This is a genomic window from Calothrix sp. PCC 6303, from assembly GCF_000317435.1.
In the GTDB taxonomy this organism is placed as follows: domain Bacteria; phylum Cyanobacteriota; class Cyanobacteriia; order Cyanobacteriales; family Nostocaceae; genus PCC-6303.
In genome coordinates this window covers 1260481-1282586 of sequence record NC_019751.1, presented here as the reverse complement: position 1 = coordinate 1282586, position 22106 = coordinate 1260481, and the positions used below count along the sequence as shown (strand labels likewise).

General features: G+C 39.5%; 17 protein-coding genes and 1 pseudogene. 13 read left to right on the top strand and 5 right to left on the bottom strand.

Annotation, left to right across the window (positions count from 1 at the left end; all coding sequences use genetic code 11):
- The first annotated feature begins 113 nt into the window (after nt 1–113).
- Nucleotides 114–719 (top strand): ATP-dependent Clp endopeptidase proteolytic subunit ClpP, encoded by a 606-nt coding sequence (gene clpP / locus CAL6303_RS05255; protein WP_015196805.1) that lies wholly within the window; start codon nt 114–116, stop codon nt 717–719.
- A gap of 344 nt (nt 720–1063) precedes the next feature.
- On the opposite strand, the gene CAL6303_RS05250 is transcribed toward clpP, so the two are convergent.
- Nucleotides 1064–2146, bottom strand: coding sequence for a hypothetical protein (locus CAL6303_RS05250; RefSeq protein ID WP_015196804.1), 1083 nt, complete (start codon nt 2144–2146; stop codon nt 1064–1066).
- Between the two features lie 834 nt (nt 2147–2980).
- Here CAL6303_RS05250 and CAL6303_RS05245 point away from each other — a divergent pair.
- The 3 genes from CAL6303_RS05245 (at nt 2981) to CAL6303_RS05235 (ending at nt 6994) form a co-directional block, all read left to right on the top strand.
- The gene (locus CAL6303_RS05245; protein WP_015196803.1) at nt 2981–5323 is read left to right on the top strand and encodes a ribonuclease R family protein; all 2343 of its coding nucleotides are present in this window, start codon (nt 2981–2983) and stop codon (nt 5321–5323) included.
- Between the two features lie 144 nt (nt 5324–5467).
- Nucleotides 5468–6082, top strand: a complete 615-nt coding sequence (locus tag CAL6303_RS05240; RefSeq protein WP_015196802.1) for a flavin prenyltransferase UbiX — start codon at nt 5468–5470, stop codon at nt 6080–6082.
- Between the two features lie 90 nt (nt 6083–6172).
- Nucleotides 6173–6994 (top strand): hypothetical protein, encoded by an 822-nt coding sequence (locus CAL6303_RS05235; protein WP_015196801.1) that lies wholly within the window; start codon nt 6173–6175, stop codon nt 6992–6994.
- 168 nt (nt 6995–7162) lie between these two features.
- On the opposite strand, the gene CAL6303_RS05230 is transcribed toward CAL6303_RS05235, so the two are convergent.
- Entirely contained in the window at nt 7163–7354 is a 192-nt protein-coding gene (locus tag CAL6303_RS05230) for a hypothetical protein (RefSeq protein ID WP_015196800.1), read from the bottom strand.
- A gap of 495 nt (nt 7355–7849) precedes the next feature.
- On the opposite strand from CAL6303_RS05230, the gene CAL6303_RS05225 reads away from it, so the two are divergent.
- The 5 genes from CAL6303_RS05225 to CAL6303_RS05205 all read left to right on the top strand — a co-directional run bounded on the left by CAL6303_RS05225 (nt 7850) and on the right by CAL6303_RS05205 (nt 12945).
- Nucleotides 7850–9442 carry an NB-ARC domain-containing protein gene (locus tag CAL6303_RS05225; RefSeq protein WP_015196799.1) on the top strand — a complete coding sequence of 531 codons (1593 nt, stop codon included), beginning with the start codon at nt 7850–7852 and terminating at the stop codon, nt 9440–9442.
- A gap of 381 nt (nt 9443–9823) precedes the next feature.
- Nucleotides 9824–11056 (top strand): pentapeptide repeat-containing protein, encoded by a 1233-nt coding sequence (locus CAL6303_RS05220; protein WP_015196798.1) that lies wholly within the window; start codon nt 9824–9826, stop codon nt 11054–11056.
- The gene (locus tag CAL6303_RS05215; protein ID WP_015196797.1) at nt 11049–11273 is read left to right on the top strand and encodes a hypothetical protein; all 225 of its coding nucleotides are present in this window, start codon (nt 11049–11051) and stop codon (nt 11271–11273) included. The genes CAL6303_RS05220 and CAL6303_RS05215 overlap by 8 nt, the downstream gene beginning before the upstream one ends.
- Before the next feature lie 114 nt (nt 11274–11387).
- Nucleotides 11388–11933 carry a shikimate kinase gene (locus CAL6303_RS05210; RefSeq protein WP_015196796.1) on the top strand — a complete coding sequence of 182 codons (546 nt, stop codon included), beginning with the start codon at nt 11388–11390 and terminating at the stop codon, nt 11931–11933.
- A gap of 274 nt (nt 11934–12207) precedes the next feature.
- A complete protein-coding gene (locus CAL6303_RS05205; protein WP_015196795.1) occupies nt 12208–12945 on the top strand; it encodes a TerC family protein in 738 nt (245 codons plus the stop codon).
- 211 nt (nt 12946–13156) lie between these two features.
- On the opposite strand, the gene ndk is transcribed toward CAL6303_RS05205, so the two are convergent.
- Nucleotides 13157–13606 (bottom strand): nucleoside-diphosphate kinase, encoded by a 450-nt coding sequence (gene ndk / locus CAL6303_RS05200; protein ID WP_015196794.1) that lies wholly within the window; start codon nt 13604–13606, stop codon nt 13157–13159.
- Nucleotides 13607–13813: 207 nt separating this feature from the next.
- Between ndk and speA the strand changes: the two genes are divergently transcribed.
- Complete coding sequence (gene speA, locus CAL6303_RS05195) at nt 13814–15835, top strand: biosynthetic arginine decarboxylase (RefSeq protein WP_015196793.1); 2022 nt, start codon at nt 13814–13816, stop codon at nt 15833–15835.
- A gap of 73 nt (nt 15836–15908) precedes the next feature.
- Here speA and CAL6303_RS05190 read toward each other — a convergent pair whose 3' ends face one another.
- On the bottom strand, nt 15909–16640 hold the full coding sequence (locus CAL6303_RS05190; RefSeq protein WP_015196792.1) for an HAD family hydrolase: 732 nt from the start codon (nt 16638–16640) through the stop codon (nt 15909–15911).
- 373 nt (nt 16641–17013) lie between these two features.
- A complete protein-coding gene (locus CAL6303_RS05185) occupies nt 17014–17916 on the bottom strand; it encodes a class I SAM-dependent methyltransferase (RefSeq protein ID WP_015196791.1) in 903 nt (300 codons plus the stop codon).
- 1200 nt (nt 17917–19116) lie between these two features.
- On the opposite strand from CAL6303_RS05185, the gene CAL6303_RS05180 reads away from it, so the two are divergent.
- The 3 genes and pseudogenes from CAL6303_RS05180 to CAL6303_RS05170 all read left to right on the top strand — a co-directional run.
- Entirely contained in the window at nt 19117–21129 is a 2013-nt protein-coding gene (locus CAL6303_RS05180) for a serine/threonine-protein kinase (protein WP_015196789.1), read from the top strand.
- A gap of 207 nt (nt 21130–21336) precedes the next feature.
- Nucleotides 21337–21585 (top strand): FitA-like ribbon-helix-helix domain-containing protein, encoded by a 249-nt coding sequence (locus CAL6303_RS05175; protein WP_041740280.1) that lies wholly within the window; start codon nt 21337–21339, stop codon nt 21583–21585.
- Nucleotides 21582–21770, top strand: a pseudogene (locus CAL6303_RS05170) (PIN domain-containing protein); the annotation flags it as partial. The gene CAL6303_RS05175 and the pseudogene CAL6303_RS05170, both read left to right, overlap by 4 nt.
- Nucleotides 21771–22106: the final 336 nt, after the last annotated feature.

The window sequence follows — 22106 nt, the reverse complement described above, 5'->3', positions numbered from 1 at the left end:
CTGGAGAATTTTGCTGCTTATTTCGGTACTCCATTTTTTGTTCGGTTTCCTGGCAAAACCATCTACCGCAAGATATCGATAAAATGTACCTAAAGTAACTATGAGCAGACTGCATGATTCCTATCGTCATTGAACAATCAGGTCGCGGTGAACGCGCTTTTGATATCTATTCCCGCTTATTGCGTGAACGCATTCTGTTTTTAGGGCAGGCTATTGATAGCAATGTGGCTAATTTGATTGTTGCCCAACTTTTATATTTAGATTCTGAAGATTCGGAGAAGGATATATATATGTATATCAATTCTCCTGGTGGATCGGTGACGGCGGGTATGGGTATTTTTGATACGATGAAGCATATTCGTCCTGATGTCTGTACGATTTGTACAGGACTTGCTGCAAGCATGGGTGCTTTTCTGTTGAGTGCTGGAACTAAAGGTAAGCGGATGAGTTTACCTCACTCACGGATTATGATTCACCAACCTTTGGGTGGGGCACAAGGACAAGCAACTGATATTGAAATTCAAGCTAAAGAAATTCTTTATCACAAACGTCGTTTGAATGAGTACCTGGCTGATCATACTGGACAACCTTTTGAGAAGATCTCAGAAGATACTGAACGCGACTTTTTTATGTCTCCGGAGGAAGCGAAAAATTACGGCATCATTGATGAGGTGATTGATCGTCATGCGGCTGGTAGTCGTCCGATGGCTATTGTTTAATAGTTAACAGTTAAGTGTTATCAGTAAAAAATCCCACCAATTGGTGATAGGTGTTGGTGGCGGATTTAAATCCGTCACTATGTACCCTGATTAGTGATAACTGTTTAACTGTTTACTTAGAGGGTGTTTATTAATACAATATTAAGTAGGTGTGTTACGGCTTAATAACTACTTCGGGTTGTTCATCGGATTTTTTGAGCCGTAACGCACCGATTATTTGGTGGGTTAGGCTTGAAGCTTTTCTTTGATGCCGCAAGGAACCCTACGCACCCTACGCTTTAATAATTATTTTATAAACAGGCTCTTAGATATTTTTGGCAGATATATCGGAACTAGCGAATTTTCTAAAATGTCGGTTCTAAGGGTAAAGGATCCATGGGTGTGGGTTGAGATTCGAGATATCTCAAGAAATCTTCTATTTCCTCGGTGCTGAGGAGATGACGCGATCGCTTATTGTAAGTGTTAATCAAATATTCTCTACCTTGGTCGGTTGTCCAACCTAAACGCTGCATTTGTACGCCAATTTTGGCAATATCATCTGATTGATCGATAGTCTCAGCTTTTTTCTTCCGTTTGCTGCTGCTAGTGGCTGTTGTTGCCGTAACTGGGGGAACTTCTTCGATAGGTGTATAACTGCGTGGAGTAAATGGCATGACGTTAGTGGATGCAACCGGGGGAAACTCTTCTTCTGGTGGAGTAAACGGCATAACGTTAGTGGATGTAACCGGGGGAAACTCTTCTTCTGGTGGAGTGAACGGCATGACGTTAGTGGATGCAACCGGGGGAAACTCTTCTTCTGATGGAGTAAATTCATTGCTTATCGCCAAGTCTTCCATCGGTTGCTCAAAAAATGTTGTTGCAGCAGTCTCAATTTGAGGCTCAAATGGCAATTCTGCTAAGAACGGTTCTGGTTGAGTTGTTTCCATTGTCGCTGGAATTGCTGGAAACTGATCTTCTGATGGTTCACTGACATCAAAATTATAGCTGGGTTGCTCAACTGGAATTTCGGTTTTGGTTGCAGTTTTAGTTTCTGCTTTCTTTTTCGTTTTGGTGGGGGTTTCTACAGGTGTGGATTCTATAACCTCAGTTGTAGCTTGTGGTTGCTCTTGGGGCTGTTCTTGAGGCTGTTCCAATACTTGTGGGATGGGTGCAACCACAACATCGACACGCGGAGAAATATTAGTTAGATTTAATACAGATAAAGCTCTTTCTCTCGCACGGTCTTCAGCTTCTTCAATAGTTTCAGCTGATGCCATTCCCGTCGCATAGGTAGTATTATTAACAAAGTTAGAGACAGTCTCACCCTGTAACGGCGAGGTATCTCTGACTTTAACTGAAACTTTAACTATATACTTGCCGTGATAAATCTGAACTAACTCACTAATGAGGCTACCTGTCGGATATGAGTTATGGAATGCTGCCAACATAAAAAAAACCTGGGGTTTGAGGGTGTAGAGATGAAGGGTAGAGGGAGAATTAAAACAAGTCGCAATGGGCTACGCCCCGCTGCGCTAACGCAAGTCGCAAGTAAGTTTTGTGACGGGGATTTTACAAGGCAGCTTTGATTTGTGTTAATCCGCAATTCATGCGCTTCGATTGTAGCATGTGGTATTAGCAGTAGTTTTTGGCTACAACTGATAGAGTCCATGTAATTTTGCTGTCAATGATGTACTATTTACTCAATTTGATATCCAGAAGTATTTTCGGGAATGACGCTCTAAACCTACAATAATGGAGTAATGGTTTTACCTCACTGTTTTGTCAGTTATTTATCTAACTGTTATCGATTCTACATTTGTACAGTTGGTTTCTGGCAATTTATCCTAGTAAAAAGTCGGAGTCCTATGACCTAAAAGCACCTACCAGTTGCACAATTTAACACCTGTGATTTTCTCAAGTCTCAATCTTGAATTTCCTTCCGGGAGGCTAAATTAAATCCAGCCTGCCATTATCAAGTAGAGATAAACAGCTTTACAAAAGTCACTGTGTCCTAACTAACACCTAGGAAATAGCCAACTACACAAGCTAGCGGCTGTTTTGGGAAATAACCCATCAAAGGTCATTAGTTAGATTGTTGAACTCAAGGTAGTTCTTGGATGTAGATCAACTCTAAGGTTGTCGTGCAGTGAGAAGTTTCGCAGGAAGTATTACTTCTTGGGCAAACTTCGGTCGTCCTCTCGCAGGACTGTGAGGTTCACAAGCAAGGAACCATATTTACAACACCCAAAAAATGATGTTTTGACCAAAGGTCGGTTCACTGCATGGAATTTTCAATCGCTACACTCCTTGCCAATTTCACCGATGATAAATTGGTAGCTCGCAAACTGTTAGAAAAAAAACTCGGTTGCGAGGATGAAGTCAGTTTAGAAAAATTACAAATTACATTGGAGGTTTTAGAAAAGCTGGGGATTTTGGTGAAGGAACGAGGTAAATATCGCCGTGTACCCGAAGAAGGAGTAATTGAGGCAAAACTGCGCTGTTCTAGCAAGGGTTTTTGCTTTGCAATTCAAGATGTGGAAGCTGCTGAGGATATTTATATCCGCGAGAGTCATTTGAGTAATGCTTGGAATGGCGATCGCGTTTTGGTGAAAGTCCTGAAAGAAGGTAGCCGTCGTCGTTCTCCTGAAGGTGAAGTTAAGTTGATTCTCGAACGCTCGAATCATACTCTCTTAGCCAGAATTAAGCAGGTAGAAGCAGGCTTTCGGGCTGTTCCTCTAGATGATCGGTTATTGTTTGAATTGAAGCTTCAAGCAAATAATGGTCATTTTGAGGAAGCCATTGACCACTTAGCACATGTGGAGGTTCTGCGGTATCCTCTGGCACAGTACCCCCCTCTGGGGCGGGTTGTGCAAATTCTTGGTAGTGATGCAGAAGCGGCTGCCGATATCGATTTAGTCACCTGTAAACATGACTTATCCCGGACTTTCTCAGATAACGTGTTGGATGCTGCGAGCAAGTTATCTAAGAAAATTCTCAAGGCTGATTTAAAGGATCGCTTGGATTTGCGTGGTAATTTCACCATCTCACTAGGTAGTAATTCTGACTCTAAGCTGGTAGAAAATGCCTTGAGTTTGGAACCTGCTGAAGATGGAAATTTGCTATTAGGTTTCCACATCAGTGATGTTTCCCACTATGTCCAACCAGACGAAATCCTTGACCGTGAGGCACTCAAACGGGGACGGACAGTGTATTTGGGCGAATTAGTCCTACCCATGTTCCCAGAGGGGGTAATCGAAAGATGTGCATTGGTGGCAGGAAGCGATCGCTTAACTGTTTCGGTGCTGATTGAGATTGAGCCAAAAACCGGGAAAGTCGTAGATTGGCGAACTGAACCCACCGTTATCAAGGTGGATAAACACCTAAGCGAACAACAAGCAACCGACATTCTCAAGAGTACAGGCAGAAAAACCAAAGATACTGCCGAAATTAAAGAGATGTTAACTCAGTTGCAAAGCTTAGGCAGCTTGCTCAAACAAGCACGGGTTAGTCGTGGTAGCCTCCAGTTAAATTTACCATCCACCCAAAACCCCTACTACGACGAAGGAACCCTCGGCTGTGTAATCGGCAGTGATTCACCAGTGCGATCGCTCCTTTCAGAAGTGGTGCTACTTGTCAACCAATTGATGGCAGTCCATTTCAATGCTTTAGCAATTCCCGCAATTTGGCGTGTCCAAGGAGTACCAGATTCGGAAGATGTCCAAGAAATGCTCAAATTAGCGATTAATTTGGGAATTGAACTCATGCTTCCGGAAGATGTGGATGTTCAACCCCTAGATTACCAACAGCTAACTCAGGTATTTGCCGAATCAGCTTCTGAGCAAGTCTTAACTTACCTATTACAAGACACCCTCAAACCAGCAGTTTACACAACTAATAAAGCTGCACACTTCGGATTAGCATTACCCGAATATCTGCACTTTACATCCCCGCTACGACGCTACCCGGATTTACTCATACAACGGGTTTACTACAGCTTGATCGAAAATGGACGCGATCGCCGTAACACCCGCGTGAAGGAAAGAATCAACTTACGTTCCTCCAACAGCCATGATGAAATCAACTGGAACGTTTTAGCACCCGAACTGCAATCGGAAATCCAAAGCGATTTGGCAAGGGTAATCACCCAACTCAACGATAGGGAAAAGGAAGTTCAAGAAGCAGAAGCCGATTTAGCAGGTTTACAACGTGCTTCGTTGATGAAACAACGCATTGGTGAAGTCTTCAATGGTGTAATTACTGGTGTTCAATCATACGGGTTCTTTGTGGAAATCGAAGTTGCACCCGGCGAAAACAACATCAACACCATCACACCCTTGCGAGTCGAAGGATTAGTACACGTCAGTTCCCTCAAAGACGACTGGTACGAATATCGGGCAAGGCAACAGGCATTATTTGGACGCAAAAATCGTGCATCCTATCGATTAGGCGATCGCGTTGCCGTTCAAGTTAAGAGTGTTGACTACTATCGTCAGCAAATCGATCTAGTAACCGTAAATAGCGAAGGTATCGCTAAAGGTTACGGTATCAACGACGACGAAAACCATATCTACCCAGAAGTTGATATGGAACCCGATGAACTTCAAGGTTACGAAGACGAAGATTGAGAAAAAAGTAAGTAGGGAAGAAGGGGGATAGATATCCTTTAACTGGGAGCGCAGCACCAGCAATAAATCAAATAAACTCATTTTATCCCCCACTCCCCCACTCCCTCACTCCCCCACTCCCCCACTCCTCACTCCCCCCATTCTGTGTCAAAAAAACCCCTCATTGTCGCTGTCTCAGGAGCATCCGGACTCATATATGCTGTTCGTACCCTCAAATATCTACTTGCTGCCGACTACCACATCGAACTAGTTGCTTCCAAATCCGCACAAATGGTTTGGCTGTCAGAACAAAATATCCGAATGCCATCAGAACCCATTCAACAGGAAGAATTTTGGCGACAACAAGCAGGTGTAGAAACTGCGGGAAAGCTGCGTTGTCATCATTCCGGGGATGTCGGGGCAAACATAGCTAGCGGTTCCTTCCGCACCCTAGGAATGATTGTAATTCCCTGTAGCATGAGTACTGTTGCCAAAATCGCCACGGGTTTAAGTTCCGACTTACTCGAACGTGCGGCAGATGTACAACTCAAGGAAGGGCGTAAACTAGTTATAGTACCCCGTGAAACTCCTTTTAGTGTCATCCATCTACGAAACCTCACTACCCTAGCTGAGGCAGGAGTCCGCATAGTTCCAGCAATTCCCGCTTGGTACCATAATCCCCAAACCATCGAAGATTTAGTTGATTTTGTAGTTGCCCGTGCCTTAGATCAATTAGATATTGATTGTATTCCCCTACAACGTTGGGAAGGAAGAAAATAATGTATTTTTAATAAGGGTCTTTAATCATGAGTTTGTTGAGCAACAGAATCTAGATCTATTTTCCCAATTAACCCGCACCCCTATTGAGATATGCCTGTAATTCGTTTAATACTCTTAGTGACAATATTAGGGGGACTAACATTACTGTTAGCATACAACTGGTCGCCAGTACTACCATTGAAATTTTTTGGTATGGCAACTCAAGGATTACCCTTAGCAATGTGGATTTTATTTAGTACTGCTGCGGGTGCGGCAACAACTGTATTTATTAGCGGTTTGTTTGGATTCTCAAATTATTTTGGCAGAAAAACCCAACAAAATAAAGTCAAATCAGCTTCAGCATCACAGCGTACCCAGACTTCTCGTGAAGAAGAACCCACAGGTAGCTATGGGAATTCTTCCACCAGGGGAGAAAATAAAGACAAACTACGGGATTCTACTTCGGAGAGAGTTAGCGATCGCGTAAACCAAAAACTAGATAATGAATATGAGGATGATGACGATTGGGACATGAACCGAAATACTGATGATTGGGAATTTGACTCAGAAGAAGAAACTCCCCCTCAAAATAGAAAACAAAGAGTGAGGGACACTGACAACTATCAACCCCAACGACAGCCAAAAAACACCCCTCAATCAAATTCTACCTATTCCTACAGCTACCAAGAACCCAAAGGTTCCAGTGTTGGCAAAACAGAATCAATTTATGATGCCGATTATCGAGTCATCATCCCACCCTATCCATCATCACCTGAGGAAGCACCCACCAAATTACAAGATGAAAGCGAAGATAATGAAAATCAGGATGATGATTGGGGTCTTTTCGACGAAGATGATGATTTTGAAGACGAAGATAAACCTTCAGACGGCGATTCATCCAGGGTATCACGCCAAAATAATAACCGAAAATAACAACCAAACCTCGTCCATAACCAAAATAACCAAAAGTGGAGTTTTCTCAGGCTTTACTCCTGCAAAGAAGCAAGCTATGTCTACTCACAATCTCGACTTCAAACTACAGTTTTCAAAATAGGCAAGGTTTGAATACTTTGAAAGCGAATGTTGCATAGCCAGATGAAGCTAGATTTTACAATCTTCCCGCGATTCTTGCCTCACTTTACCCATCATTGCTGCCTCCTGCAAAGCCATAAAAGCATTAAAGTCTTCTAACTCATACCTACTTGCCAGTAAGCACCGTAGCTGATTTTCTGCTTCCACTGTCAAATAACCCTTGCTTAAAGCTTCTTTAGCTATATCACGAATTGTATCCATGTTAAAACCTCACTACGCCACACCTACTTTTTCAGGCTGATTCCAATCAAATATGCACAAAGAATCAATGTCTCAACCATTTATTTTGTGAAGCTGTTTTCTCGTAGTTAGAGCCATAAGTAATGTTTTACACCTCATCTCGAAGACTTTCAGATTCAAAGCATCTTGACTACGACAAAAGTAGATAAATTCCAGTAACAAAAACAACCAATATTACACTTATTCGATTGTAGTTGGCTTAGAAAACAACCTGATTTTAGAAGTCTCAGTTACATAACTGCCGCTGACTAATACTGCTGACTTGTAATATTTTAATAAAGTTTCAGTCAAGCAAATTTAAAACTTCTGTTAAGTCTAAAGATATCGAAGCATTTATTCCTAAGTCACCTAACAACTGTTATCAAATTCGTTATAAATTCATTCTTTGTTTATTATGTCTTAATCTAAATATCGTTAATATTACCTATGTAGAATAATATAGTTATTATCGTAAAAATGGCAAATAGTGATTTTCATCCGCAAGAAGAGGAATTTATCGAAGCAAGAAACTATTGGGAATTGGAAAAACTATATATTGATTTAGCATCCTCAAAAGGAAAAGCTTTGACACCCGTTGAAAAGAAGTTTTTAAGAGGTTTACTATGTGGGTTTAGTCCTGCGGAAATTGCCACTACAGTTTATAAAAGCCGCAGTAGTAGCACTGTCAGAGTATATCTTTCCAATGGTTTGTACAAGTATTTAGAGGAGATGTTAAGTAACCAAACTCAAACAAATGTGAAAATTAAAATTTGGAGTCGAGTAACTCAGTTATTAGAGAAAGCAGGATATAAAAAAAACAGTTTAATTGAAGCAGATAATCACCTAATTAATAAAAATCAACCTGATAATAATTGCACACCAGTTAAAAATTCTCAACAAAATTGGGGTGAAGCTGTCGATGTAAGCATTTTTTATGGAAGAAAAGCTGAAATTATTCAACTCCAGCAAGCAATTATTGAAGACAAATCCCAGTTGATATTTATCTTGGGAATAGCTGGAATTGGTAAAACAGCTTTGTCAATCAAGTTAGCACAACAAGTTCAAGATAACTTTGAATTTGTATTTTGGCGTTCACTACATCTAACTCCATCTCTAGATATAATTCTCAATCAATTGATTGAGTTTTTATCACCTTTAAGTGAGTTAAAAGCTACAGACACAGTTGAAGAAAAAATTAATCATGTACTTGAATATCTACGAACTTATAAATGTCTAATAGTGTTTGATGCTTTCGACTCAATTTTAACTAGCGAATCACCTGATCAAACTGTTGTCCACTTGGAACAAGCACCTAGAATTAGACAAATTGATATCAATCAGGAATCTAAACTACACCAGATTCATTATCGTCCAGGTTATGAAAAATATGGTGATTTAATTCGACGCTTAGGTGAATCGCAACATCAAAGCTGTATTTTAATTACAAGTCGTGAAAAGCCTCAAGAAGTAAATGCTTTAGGAGGAAATATACAAAGGGTTCAAAACTTTAGTTTAACCGGATTATCCGACAGCGAAAGCGCTGAGGTACTGAAAGCAAAAGGTCTGACTAATTTAAAACTAGATGAATGTGAATTTTTAAATAGTATATATAATGGTAATCCCCTATTTTTAAAAATAGTTGCAAGTACAATTAAAGACTTATTTTTTTGTGATATAGGTAGCTTTATTGAACAACAAACAATGATTTTTGGTGAGATAAGAACTATTTTAGATAGCCAATTTCACAGTTTAAATCTGATTGAGCAGCAAATATTGTACTACTTAGCATTTAATTCAGACTTGTTGTCTTTAGCGCAAATTAATAAAAATATTGCACCCAGAATATCGCAACGCTTAATTTTGGAAGCAATGGAATTATTGCAAAGAAAATCTCTAATTGAGCATCAAGATTATAAATTTACTATTGCACCTGTTTTTGTTCAATATTTGACGGAGAGATTAATTGAGGAAAATCTGATATTTAGTCATCAACAAAAAGCTTCTTTCTTAATTAATCATTCTTTGTTTGAAAATTATTTAAAGAAACATTTTCGTGCAAGCAGTCAATAAACTTTGAGCGAAGATGATTATCAGCATAAGAGTGTCTTAATCAAGATTAATATGAATTCCCATAATCAAAAACTAGGTATTGATAAAATTATGCTTTCAGTGAAAAAAAAATCACATAAGCTAAATTTGGGATAGCTTAGAGATCCAAATAATTCTTTGTGTGTGTTTGGCAATTGAGGCGTTCTAAGTGATACACTATTGTTTGTATATTTGTTCGATAATTGTTAGAAAGTGTTCGATTTTATTTTTTTAGAAATTGCTATTATTTTCTCCCAGCTTCAACTGTTAAACTCTCCGAAAATATTTAATGTATGTTTGTAGAGTTTGCGAAATAAACCTTTTTAGTCATGTATCAGATATGGTGGTGTTTTTTCGGATTTTATGAAGACAAGCACAGGCATTTATCAGGTATTTTCAGTAAAATCTTTGTTTTATTTATTACTATTGATCAGCATTGTTAGTAGTGTTCTTGTTCTCTACCAATTTAGCTGGAGTGGTTTTGGACAAGATTCAAATAAATCAAAAAGTATAGAGACAACAATCAAAGACGGAAAGATCATTAGTGTTAAGAAAACTGAAACTGAACATTTTCAATCAGGTAAGACACTTTGGGATTGGTTAGGTTTAGGTGGTACTTTGGCAATTCCAATCGTTTTATTTCAGTTTCAATCTAATGAACAACGGCGAGCAGAAAAGCGAGTTAAAGTTGAAAAAGAGCAAGCTGAAGAATTAGCGAAAGTTGAAAAGGAACAGGCTGAAAAGCGAGAAAAATTTGAAAAAGATATTGCTGAAGCTAATTTACGTGAAGAGGCTTTTCAGGATTATATTGACCGGATGGCAGCAATTTTAATCAATAAAACAAGTCGAGATGAATTATTTATTGGTAAAGATGGAAGCAATAGTAAAGATAACTCTGTTCGAGATGTAGCGCGTATAAGAACAGTAACTATATTGCGAAGACTAGAAAATGATATGGAGCGTCAAAATAGAATTTTACATTTTCTACAAGATACTGAGCTTTTACCATTTATACTACAAACTGCTAACTTTAGTGGAATTAATCTTAATGGCATTAAGCTCAATGGTGTTAGCCTAAACGGTACTAACTTTACCGATGCTAATCTTAGTGGAGCTAATCTTAGTGAAGCTAATATAAACGGTGCTAACTTTACTGATGCTAATCTTAGTGGAGCTAATCTTAGTGAAGCTAATATAAACGGTGCTAACTTTACTGATGCTAATCTTAGTGGAGCTAATCTTGAGAATTCATATATACAAGATACAAAATTTACAAATGCCGATTTAAGTAATGCAAGGCTTGTAAATGCTAATACATGGGACGAAGAAATGATAGATAATAATTTTGAATTTGTATATGATGATGAATGCGATCCTCAATATAATGGATATGAAAGATGGTACTCTACAAATTTTTCTGGAGCAAAACTCACTAATACTAACCTGAGATTTACTAATTTGAAAGCTGTAAAAGATTTGACATTAGAACAGATTAAAGAAGGAAAAAATTGGGATGAAGCTATATATAATAGCAAATTTTTGAAAAAAATTAGGATTGCCAAAACCATTACGAGACATCATAGATACAATGCTTGAAGATACCAATGAGGATGAGGATATTGATGTTGAAAAACTTATTGGCTATCAAGTTGAAATCAGAAATTATATTGACAGCGACACAAAAAAAGTAATCAAAGGGGAAATGACTGGGTTTAGTAAATCAAACAAATATGTGAATGTAAAAACTTCAGATGGAGAACAGTTAAATAAAGTTAAAATAAAACAAGTTTATATTTATATTCCTGAGTGTTAGTTTTTTGAAAGACGCAATATATGCTGTCTCTACAAGGTTTTTGCTTTTCTGTACTTTATTGATCAAAAATCTGCTGTAATGATGATCTGAGTGTTGATCTGTAGATTTTGAGTAATGAACGATTTATTAAAAGGACTTAATTTATACTTAGTCGGAATGATGGGTGCTGGTAAAACGACGCTAGGTCGTTTATTAGCAAAAGATTTAGGCTATGGCTTTGTAGATAGTGATGATGTAATTACTAAAGCCGCAGGTAAAAATATTAGCCAAATATTTGCGGAAGATGGAGAAGATGCATTTCGTCAATTAGAAAGTGATGTCCTCGGACAAATTGCTGCTTTTACCCGCTTGACAATTGCGACAGGTGGGGGAATTATTTTGAAGCGCGAAAATTGGAGTTATTTGCGTCAGGGTTTAGTGGTGTGGTTGGATGTCCCTGTTGCAGAATTGGAAAGACGGTTGAGGGAAGATACAACCCGACCATTATTACAGGATACTGGGCTGGAAGAGAAACTGGTATCGCTGATGGAAACGCGGTACCCACTTTACTCCCAATCTGACCTCAAAATTACCATCCAAGCCGGAGAAACACCCGCAGATATTGCCCAACGTATCATCAGGGATATACCCAGTGTGTTGAAAAATCCTGATAACAACTGAAATTAGGGCAAACGGTTGTTTGCCCCTACTGAGAACTGCGATAAATTACAAGTTTCTGGGTTGACTTCCCCTAATTCTGAGCACATAGGTGGGATAATCCGTATGTAGAAATTCTCGGTCACAAGTTAAGCTTAAATTAAAGCAGCAAATTATAGTGCTTTTTATTCTTCTTACAAACTATTTTTGAAGGCACAGCCACCCAAAAAAGTTTGCGCTAAATACCTATTGCTGTTGATTTATTGATTTATAAATTTTAAGGCTTGAGATCAAGGGAATGCTAGACCAAATTTTTGATTATCTTCATTTTCATGTCAGTGTTGAAGCACCGATAGTCCTGCTGGTGTTGATTTTCCTAGAGGCTATATTATCAGCTGATAATGCGATCGCACTTGCGGCAATTGCCCAAGGATTAGGGGACAAAAAACTCGAACAACAAGCGCTGAACTTCGGTTTGGTGGTTGCCTATGTGTTGCGAATCACTCTTTTGTTAACAGCGACATGGGTACAGCAATTTTGGCAGTTCGAGCTACTGGGTGCATCTTACTTGTTGTGGCTGGTGTTTCAACATTTTACCTCCGAAGAAGACGAAGAACATCAACATCATGGTCCAAAATACGCTTCATTGTTGCAGGTAATCCCTGTCATTGCCCTCACCGATTTAGCCTTTTCGTTAGATAGTGTTACTACTGCGATTGCTGTATCGAATGAAACTTGGTTAGTAATTACTGGAACTACAGTTGGTGTGATTACACTGCGGTTTATGGCTGGTTTGTTTATTCGCTGGTTAGATGAATATGCTTACTTGGAAGATGCAGGTTATATTACTGTGGCTTTAGTGGGGTTACGGTTGTTGCTGAAAGTTGTGAACGATGCACTCGTACCACCACAGTGGATTATGGTAAGCGCGATCGCACTCATCCTCGCATGGGGTTTTTCCAAACGTAACAAATCTGAGGAAACTCCCGTTGTTGCTGAAATTGAAGAACTAGAAAAACAAGAAGCAACAAAATAAGTTAACAACGTGATGTATTCGGTTTGCAGCAGTTTTCAACTATTTGAAGCACATCAAAGGTAGGGGTTTAGCAATGCTAAACCCCCTACATCGTGGTCTATTTACCTAAAAATAGTTGTAGGTTCAAGAACAATTTTATTTTGATACACAATTAGTAGATGAATTCCCAATCCTGTAGAGACGTAGCAGTGCTACGTCTCTACGTTATTATTTACTCGTACAACCAGGATTTAATTTGAGGTTCCCAGCTAACTAGTTCCTCATCCTTGAACCACAGCGAAACCTCTTGCTGTGCAGTTTCCACAGCGTCAGAACCGTGGATAATATTACGACCAATATTAACCCCAAAATCACCACGAATAGTTCCAGGTTCCGAAGCAAGAGGATTAGTTGCACCAATCATTTTTCTTGCAGCTGCCACAACCCCATCACCTTCCCAAACCATTGCTACAACTGGACCAGATGTAATAAAATCTACCAACCCAGCAAAGAAAGGTCTTTCACGGTGAACACCGTAGTGTGACTCAGCTAATTCACGGCTAACCTTCATAAATTTTAAGCCAACCAGTGTAAAACCTTTAGTTTCAAACCGACGGATAATTTCACCCACAAGCTGACGTTGCACACCATCGGGTTTAATCGCTAAAAAAGTGCGTTCCATTATCTTACTCCTGGAAATTTTTAACTAGTCCAAGGACAATAGTCCACAGTCGAGGGGTAATAGTCAAGAGCAAATGTCCGATTAGATAGTTATTCCCCATTTCCTGTTCCCTGTTCTCCAAAAACTATTATTCAGTTAACTTCTCCACCCAGCGATGAATGAGTTAAATTTAATATTCGTGGGCGATACGTGGAGATATAGTAAAAAATGGGTGTTGAGTCAACTGCTAAGACTAATGAGGTGGTGAATCCTCCCGCTAATGCCAAAAAAGCAGCATTGGAGATTAGTAAAAAGCAAAAACAGCTACTTTTACCGAGTAATACGCAAAATTCCTCAAATCAAAGTTGGACAATTGAGAATAGCGAAGATTTGTACCGGATTGAAGGTTGGGGACGACCTTATTTTTCCATAAATGCAGCTGGACATATTACAGTTTCCCCGAAAGGTGAAAGAGGTGGTTCCCTAGATTTGTTTGAATTGGTAAATTCCCTCAAACAGCGAAATTTAGGACTTCCCTTGCTAATTCGCTTTTCTGATATTCTTGAAGATCGAATTGAACGGTTAAACGCTTGTTTCGCAAGAGCGATCGCACGTTACAGTTACCCCGGTGTTTACCGTGGTGTTTTCCCTGTAAAATGCAACCAACAACGCCATTTAATCGAAGATTTAGTTAAATTCGGTAAACCCCATCAATTCGGCTTAGAAGCTGGTTCTAAACCAGAGTTAATGATTGCTCTGGCACTATTGGATACCCCTGGAGCATTGCTGGTTTGCAACGGCTACAAAGACCGTGAGTACGTGGAAACCGCAATGTTGGCAACGAAGTTAGGACAAACCCCCATCATCGTCCTAGAGCAGATAGAAGAGGTGGATTTAGTTATTGAAGCTCACCGTCAATTGGGAATTAAACCAATTTTAGGTGTTCGTGCCAAACTTAGCACCCAAGGAATGGGACGTTGGGGAACATCATCGGGAGATCGGGCAAAATTTGGGTTGACAATTCCCGAAATTATTGAAACGGTGGATAAACTTCGTAATGCCGACTTGCTGGACTCTCTGCAACTATTACATTTCCACATCGGTTCCCAAATTTCCTCCATTCATGTCATTAAAGATGCCATTCAAGAAGCCAGCCAAATCTATGTAGAGTTGGCAGCTTTGGGAGCAAACATGAAATATCTGGATGTGGGTGGTGGTTTAGGTGTGGACTATGATGGCTCCCAAACTAACTTTTACGCCTCCAAAAACTACAACATGCAAAACTACGCCAATGATATAGTGGCGGAGTTAAAGGATACTTGTACCGAAAAAGGAATTGCAGTCCCAACATTAATCAGTGAAAGTGGACGCGCGATCGCATCTCACCAATCAGTCCTAATTTTCGATGTCCTCAGTACTTGTGAAGTTAATCGGGAAAAACCGGAAGCACCCAAAGAAGGGGAATCCCACATCATTAACTATCTTTGGGAAACCTACCAATCAATCAACAACGAAAACTTCCAAGAACTCTACCATGATGCAACCCAATTTAAAGAAGAAGCCATCAGTCGCTTTAAATTAGGCATCTACAGTCTTACCGAACGTGCCAAAGCAGAACGCCTTTACTGGGCTTGCTGTCATAAAATATTACACATTACTCGTCAGCATGAATACGTGCCTGATGAGTTGGAAGATCTAGAGAAAATAATGGCTTCCATCTATTACATCAATCTGTCAGTGTTTCAATCAGCACCAGATTGTTGGGCAATAGATCAACTTTTCCCCATCATGCCTATTCACCGTTTGGGAGAAGAACCTACACAAAGGGGAATTTTAGCAGACCTCACTTGCGACAGCGACGGCAAAATCGACAGCTTTATCGATTTGCGGGATGTCAAATCAGTTTTGGAACTCCACACATTTAATCGTGGTGAACCTTACTACCTGGGAATGTTCCTTAACGGTGCCTACCAGGAAATCATGGGTAACTTACACAACCTTTTTGGCGATACTAACACCGTCCATATTCAACTTACACCCAAAGGCTACCAAATTGAGCATGTAGTCAAAGGTGACACCATGAGGGAGGTTGTTAGTTATGTTCAATATGATGCTGAAGATATGGTGGAAAATATTCGTCAGCGTTGCGAATTGGCTTTAGAAGAGAAGCGCATCACCATCGCCGAATCTCAAAGGTTGTTACAAACCTATGAACAGAGTTTGAGTAGATATACTTACTTATCTTCCTGAGAAATTATAGATCCCCGACTTCAATAAGTCGGGGATCTGAATACCCGCATTCTTTGCTAGATTTGATCTCAAACTAATGCTGTTGCGAAAATACTTCTACCACTCTTTCAACCTCTAAATCCATCAAGTAATCAACAGTCCAATTGCTACAACGTTGCAACATGTGGAATGGATAATTATTGGCAAGTCCCACAACCTGCATCCCTGCACTTTTGGCAGTTTGAACCCCAATTAAACTATTCTTGATTGCTAAACACTCGCTTGGTTGTAAGTTTAAATCAGGGAATTGTTGGTTTAAGCGTTCAACTGCCAGTAAATAACCATCAGTTTCTGATTGACTATTTGGGATGTCATCGTCGGCAATAATAACTTGAAATAATTCTGTTAAATTGGCACGTTGGAGTACGATATCTATCTCTTGGCGAATGGCACCACTAACTAAACCAATTTTCACAGCCTGGGAATTATCATCTGAAACATTATGCAAGCTTCGCACTTGGAAGAGCAAGTCTTCTAAACCGGGATATATGGGTAACTTCTCTAGCTTTTCCAACTCTTGTAAGTATGCTTCAGACTTTTTATGCAATAATTTTGTCAAGTATGCCTCATTAACCACCCTACCACGATTATTTAACAAGTCTCGCAAACAAGCGCGATCGCTCTTTCCAAACCACGTACATTCATATTCACCTTGAGTTAGGGTAAGGTTTTCCCCAAGCAATAATTGCTTAATCAGTTGTTCCTGAATTGATTCGTCGTTGATAATAACGCCGTTAAAATCAAATAAAATTGCCTTTAAGCTCATTCGATTTTGGATTAATTGGACGTTTAGCTTGCTGTAGCTGGTAGAGAAATCTTAACCTTTTGAGGGGCTACAAATACCAATCTCCTTCAATATTTAAGAAAGTCTTGGAGGAAAGGTGATTACAGCAGTTTTCATCTATTCCAACCATATCTAGTACAGTTCGGCGGAAATAAAGCTACCATTAAAAACGGCTGAAAAGCTTATAAAATCATCTTTCTTTCTTTTGCCTTAAGGTACTAGTAGTCTGTCAATTTTATTTTGACGGTTTATATACACATCCACAATCCGGTAGAGACGTAGCACTGCTACGTCTCTACAACCATCATTTTTATTTTGACAGACTACTAGTAGTATAGGATTTAGCAATTATGGTTCACTGATTTTCAAACGCTGGGGAAGGAAACCCTTGTAAATCTCCTTCAGCAAACGACTTTGGACTATAGCTACGCACATTCATCTGTGATAAACCAGCTTCAGCCGAAATAGGTTTGACTCCGGAGGTAATTTGATGAATCCACCACATATCCTGAGTTTGCACAGCCTCAAAACCTGCTGTCCCCATCCAAGCATCCACACTACCCATCCCATAATCACGGATATATGGTTCTTCAAATACATCATTTAGCCATTCCGTTTGTCGGAGTGTCCGCTGACTCCCATCTAAAATTAGGATTTGTCCCCCCGATGTCAATAAGCGGAAACTTTCTTGGAGAATCTTTAAGGATATAGCTGGAGGTGTTTCGTGAAATAACAAAGATGCGGTGACTAAATCAAAACTTGCATCAGGGTATCCAGTTTTTTCGGCGTTACCATGGCGAAAATGGATATCTAAAGCCGCAGCTTCAGCTTTATGTTCTGCCCTCACCAACATATATGGTGATAAATCTAAACCAATAATCTCAGCTTCGGGAAATTTTTGCTTCAACATCAAGGTTGTTGAACCTGTACCGCAACCTAAATCTAAAATTCGACGTGGTTCAACTTTGACAGCATCAATTAAACCTTGACGAATCCAAGTTTCATTTGGTGGTAAAACATATTGAGTAATTGGATCGTAGCTTACCGCAGCATTTGATGTCAGATATCCACCTTCAATCCCGTGGAAATTTTGACTACTATAATAGGACGGAATTTCAACATCTGCCCGACGAATGCGATCGCTCTCTCGATCCCAGTCTATACTTTTGGCATATTCCCCCAAGGCTTTCTCATCAATCAAAAGCCTCACTAACGGGGATAGAAAATGCTCCCATATTGTATCTTGACGAATTGGCATAGTTATTTCTCAGGATTTATCACAAATTTTTTTCACAGAGCAAAAGTTTAAATCTAAACCTTTACTTGACTAAGATAATAAAGTTAACAAAAACACACATACCTTAAAAATTGTAATGGATGTTTCCCAAGTTTGGTTGATGCTGATTCCCGCTGAGGAAGTAGATACAGCAAATTTAATTTATGGAATCGCTGTAAATACCTTTACGTAAGTAGGCATAAGTAAAATAAACTATGTAACTAACTGCAAATTTAACTCAAAGTCTTACCCCAACTGCCTTGTTATAACGACAATTTTTAACACCCATCTACTTAGATATAATCTGTCTATTTATATCTAGCTGCTGAATTTTGCATCATTAACCTGCTACCATGCCCAATCATAGAATTTACAACAACGCACAAAATTTATATTTTCCTTACAATTTCTTCTTCAAAAATTTGATATGATGTTATCAATGCAAACAATATGTTTGCTCCTCACACCACACTTAAGTTCCCTTGACAGTCAGATGTAAGGGAGCTTTTTTTTATCATAAGTGGGAAGCTTTAAAACAAGCTTATAAAATAATCCGAGGTTTATCTTATTTCTCACCAAAATCAAGATTTGGGAATAGTTAAATATCAACCCAAATCTCGACGGCAAGCCTTTTTAGACTTTTCTCCATATACCACTTGACAAAACCTGCCATCGCTTAAGTTGTCACCAATAGACTCTGGGTGGAAACGCTACTGAGTAAGGCTTTCACATTAAGTTGACAGGTATGGGAGAATTCCCATGTTGAGCTTTTTCTGCTTCATGTTATGAGAACTGAAGTAATGCTTTAGAACTTATCCTGCTTCGGTACAACTTTTTCCACCATCAACCCAAAATCAAAGGGAATCTCTCAGTTTTTCAAATATCTACAAGAAGTGTAGATTTATAGTAGTTGAACATTGATGAGTTTTTTTAGTCAGTTAGCTTGGGTGGAGGCTTTGCGTAACCCAAGCTACCAAATACTGTTTTTAGCTTTCCAAGGCGATCGACCCACATCCTCCATTTTCATACCAATAAGGTAATAAATTGTGATACAAACAAATTGATTGTAATGAAAGGAACATAGCCGATAATGACGAAGTGATCCAAAAATAAACAGTAATCTTACTGAAAAATTCTGGTAAATGCTTGATAATACTTCCATCTGCCAGTAAATATACAGTTATGCTCTGTTGCCTTAACCCAGCTTGCCATAATCCACCTGTACCTGATGGTGAAGAATATTGCCCTAATTGCCATGTTCCCTTAGTAATACTGAGAAATCGCTATCGTCCGGTTAAATCCTTGGGTGGTGGTGGTTTTGGCAAAACCTATTTGGCAGAAGATACAGACAAGTTGAACGAAAAGTGTGTCATCAAGCAGTTTGCACCACAAGTTCAAGAAACAGCAGCACTGCAAAAGGCGACGGAATTATTTGAACAGGAAGCGAGAAGACTGCAACAGTTAGGAGAACACCCACAAATTCCCACTTTGTTGGCTTATTTTCAAGAAGATAGTCGTTTATATTTGGTGCAGCAGTTTATCGATGGGCAGAATTTACTCAAACAACTGCAACAGCAAGGAACTTTCAGCGAGGGAAAGATACGGGATTTATTGCAGGATTTGTTAAGTATTCTCCAGGTTGTACATCAACAAAAGGTAATTCATCGAGATATTAAGCCAGATAATATAATTCAGCGTGGAGATGGCAAAATTGTTTTAATTGACTTTGGTGCCTCCAAGCAACTGACAAAAACAGTGATGACAGCAAAAGGAACAACAATTGGTACCTTTGGTTATGCACCGTTGGAGCAAATGCAGGATGGAAAAGTTTATCCAGCCAGCGATTTATATAGTTTGGGTGCAACTTGCTTTCATTTATTGAGTGGAATTCATCCTTGGCAATTGTGGAAAAGTCAAGGTTATGGGTGGGTGAGGAATTGGAGACAGCATTTACAGCAAGCAGTGAGTGAAGAATTGGGGCAAATTCTGGATAAATTGTTGCAGGAAGAATATCAGCAGCGCTATCAGTCGGTTGGGGAAGTTTTACAAGATTTGAATTTCCAGCCAGTAATTGCAACCCCAGTATTACCTTTAGCTTCTACAGTAATTCCTCATTCACTAGCATCAATATTAGCAGCACCACAAAGATTATTAAAAAAGCTATCCAAACAAAATTTTAATTTCAGAAAAATATTACTGGTGGGTACTGCGATCGCATTAGTTGGAACTCAAATATATGGTTATGTTCGCTATGGCTTATTTCCAACTAATCCGATATCTATAAATACCAGCATACCAAGCGGAGTTTTATTACAAAGAACCCTCAAAGGGCATTCTAAAGGGGTTACTTCCATCGCCGTTAGCCCAGATGGCAAAACCCTTGCCAGTGGTAGTCAGGACAAGACCATCAAATTATGGAATCTAGTAACAGGAGAGCAAATCCGCACCATTACTGGGCATTCTGACTTAGTTTGGTCTGTCGCCATCAGCCCAGATAGCCAAACCCTTGCCAGTAGTAGTCGTGATAAGACCATCAAATTATGGAATCTAGCAACAGGAGAGCAAATTCGCACCATTACTGGGCAATCTGACTTAGTTGTCGCCATCAGCCCAGATAGCCAAACCCTTGCCAGTGGTAGTCAGGACAAGACCATCAAATTATGGAATCTAGTAACAGGAGAGCAAATCCGCACCCTCACAGGGCATTCTCGCTCTGTTCAGTCCGTTGCCATCAGCCCAGATAGTAGAACCCTTGCTAGTAGTAGTTCTGACGGAATCATCAAACTGTGGAATCTAGGAACGGGAGAGGAAATCCGTACCCTTACAGGGCATTACGGCCCAGGGGATTCTGGCCTAGTTAAGTCCGTCGCCATCAGCCCAGATGGCAAAACCCTTGCCAGTGCTAGTTTTGACAAGACAATCAAACTGTGGAATCTAGCAACAGGAGAGCAAATCCGCACCCTCACAGGGCATTCTGACTGGGTTATTTCCCTCGCCATCAGCCCAGATGGCAAAACCCTTGTCAGTGGTAGTTATGATGGCACCATCAAACTGTGGAATCTGGAAACAGGACAGCAAATCCGCACCCTCACAGGGCATTCCCGCCCAGTTAATTCCGTCGCCATTAGCCCAGATGGCAAAACCCTTGTCAGTGGTAGTGATGACTACACCATCAAAATTTGGCGGTTGAAGTAAGGATTACACTTTTAAATACACAATGAGCAAAGTAGATATCCAGGGAATTTGTTTGGAACTATATTTTGGCAATTTTAGCGATTTTAGCGAAATGATAGTTTCATTGGTGTGATGCTCTGTGGTGGTGTTATGCGATATTTCGCCTTGGCTAGGTCTGACCTACGCTAAAATTAAAGCATTCAAAAAGTGGAGAAGCTAACTTTGAAAATCTTTAACATAACTATCTCTAATCTAGATGATGACATCAAATATCGTCTACAAAAACAAGCCGAAAAACATGGTCGTTCTCTTGAAGAAGAAGCTAGAGAAATTCTTCGCTCTGCTTTAACAGAAAATAACGAAGATACATCAAATATAGCTACTATAATTAAGCAGCGTTTTGCGAATTTGGGAGACTTTGAGTTACCTGAATTTAAGAGGGAACCTATCCGCGCCGTCTCAACATTTGAAGAATGATTATTCTTGATACAAATGTCTTGTCAGAATTAATGAAGCCCAAAAAATCTGAAATAGTTCGTAATTGGGCTGTTCAACAATCTTTAACTGATTTGTTTACTACGACAATCACTCAAGCAGAGATTCTTTATGGTATCGCTTATCATAAATTGAAATTGAGCATCAAAAGCGTCGCTACGATAATTACTATAAAATTTCAAGTAAGATGAAATCAGCGAAAGAGTATTGCTGTTCCATAATCACAATCGATAAAATGCGATCGCACTGTAACGAGATGATAGTTTCATTGGTGCGATGCTCTGAGGTATTAGTATTGCGATATTCCTACGGAACGCTGCGCGAACGCAATCTTTATATAAGGTTGGATGAAACGAAGTGGAACCCAACATAACTAACTGAGAAAAATCACAAATTTTTAACTGTTGTCAAAGATAATTAATATTTATGTTGTCTAGGACTTACGCACTGTACAAATTAATCATGTAATGCATCCTGTGAAAATAGGTCATTCCAAGGTTTTA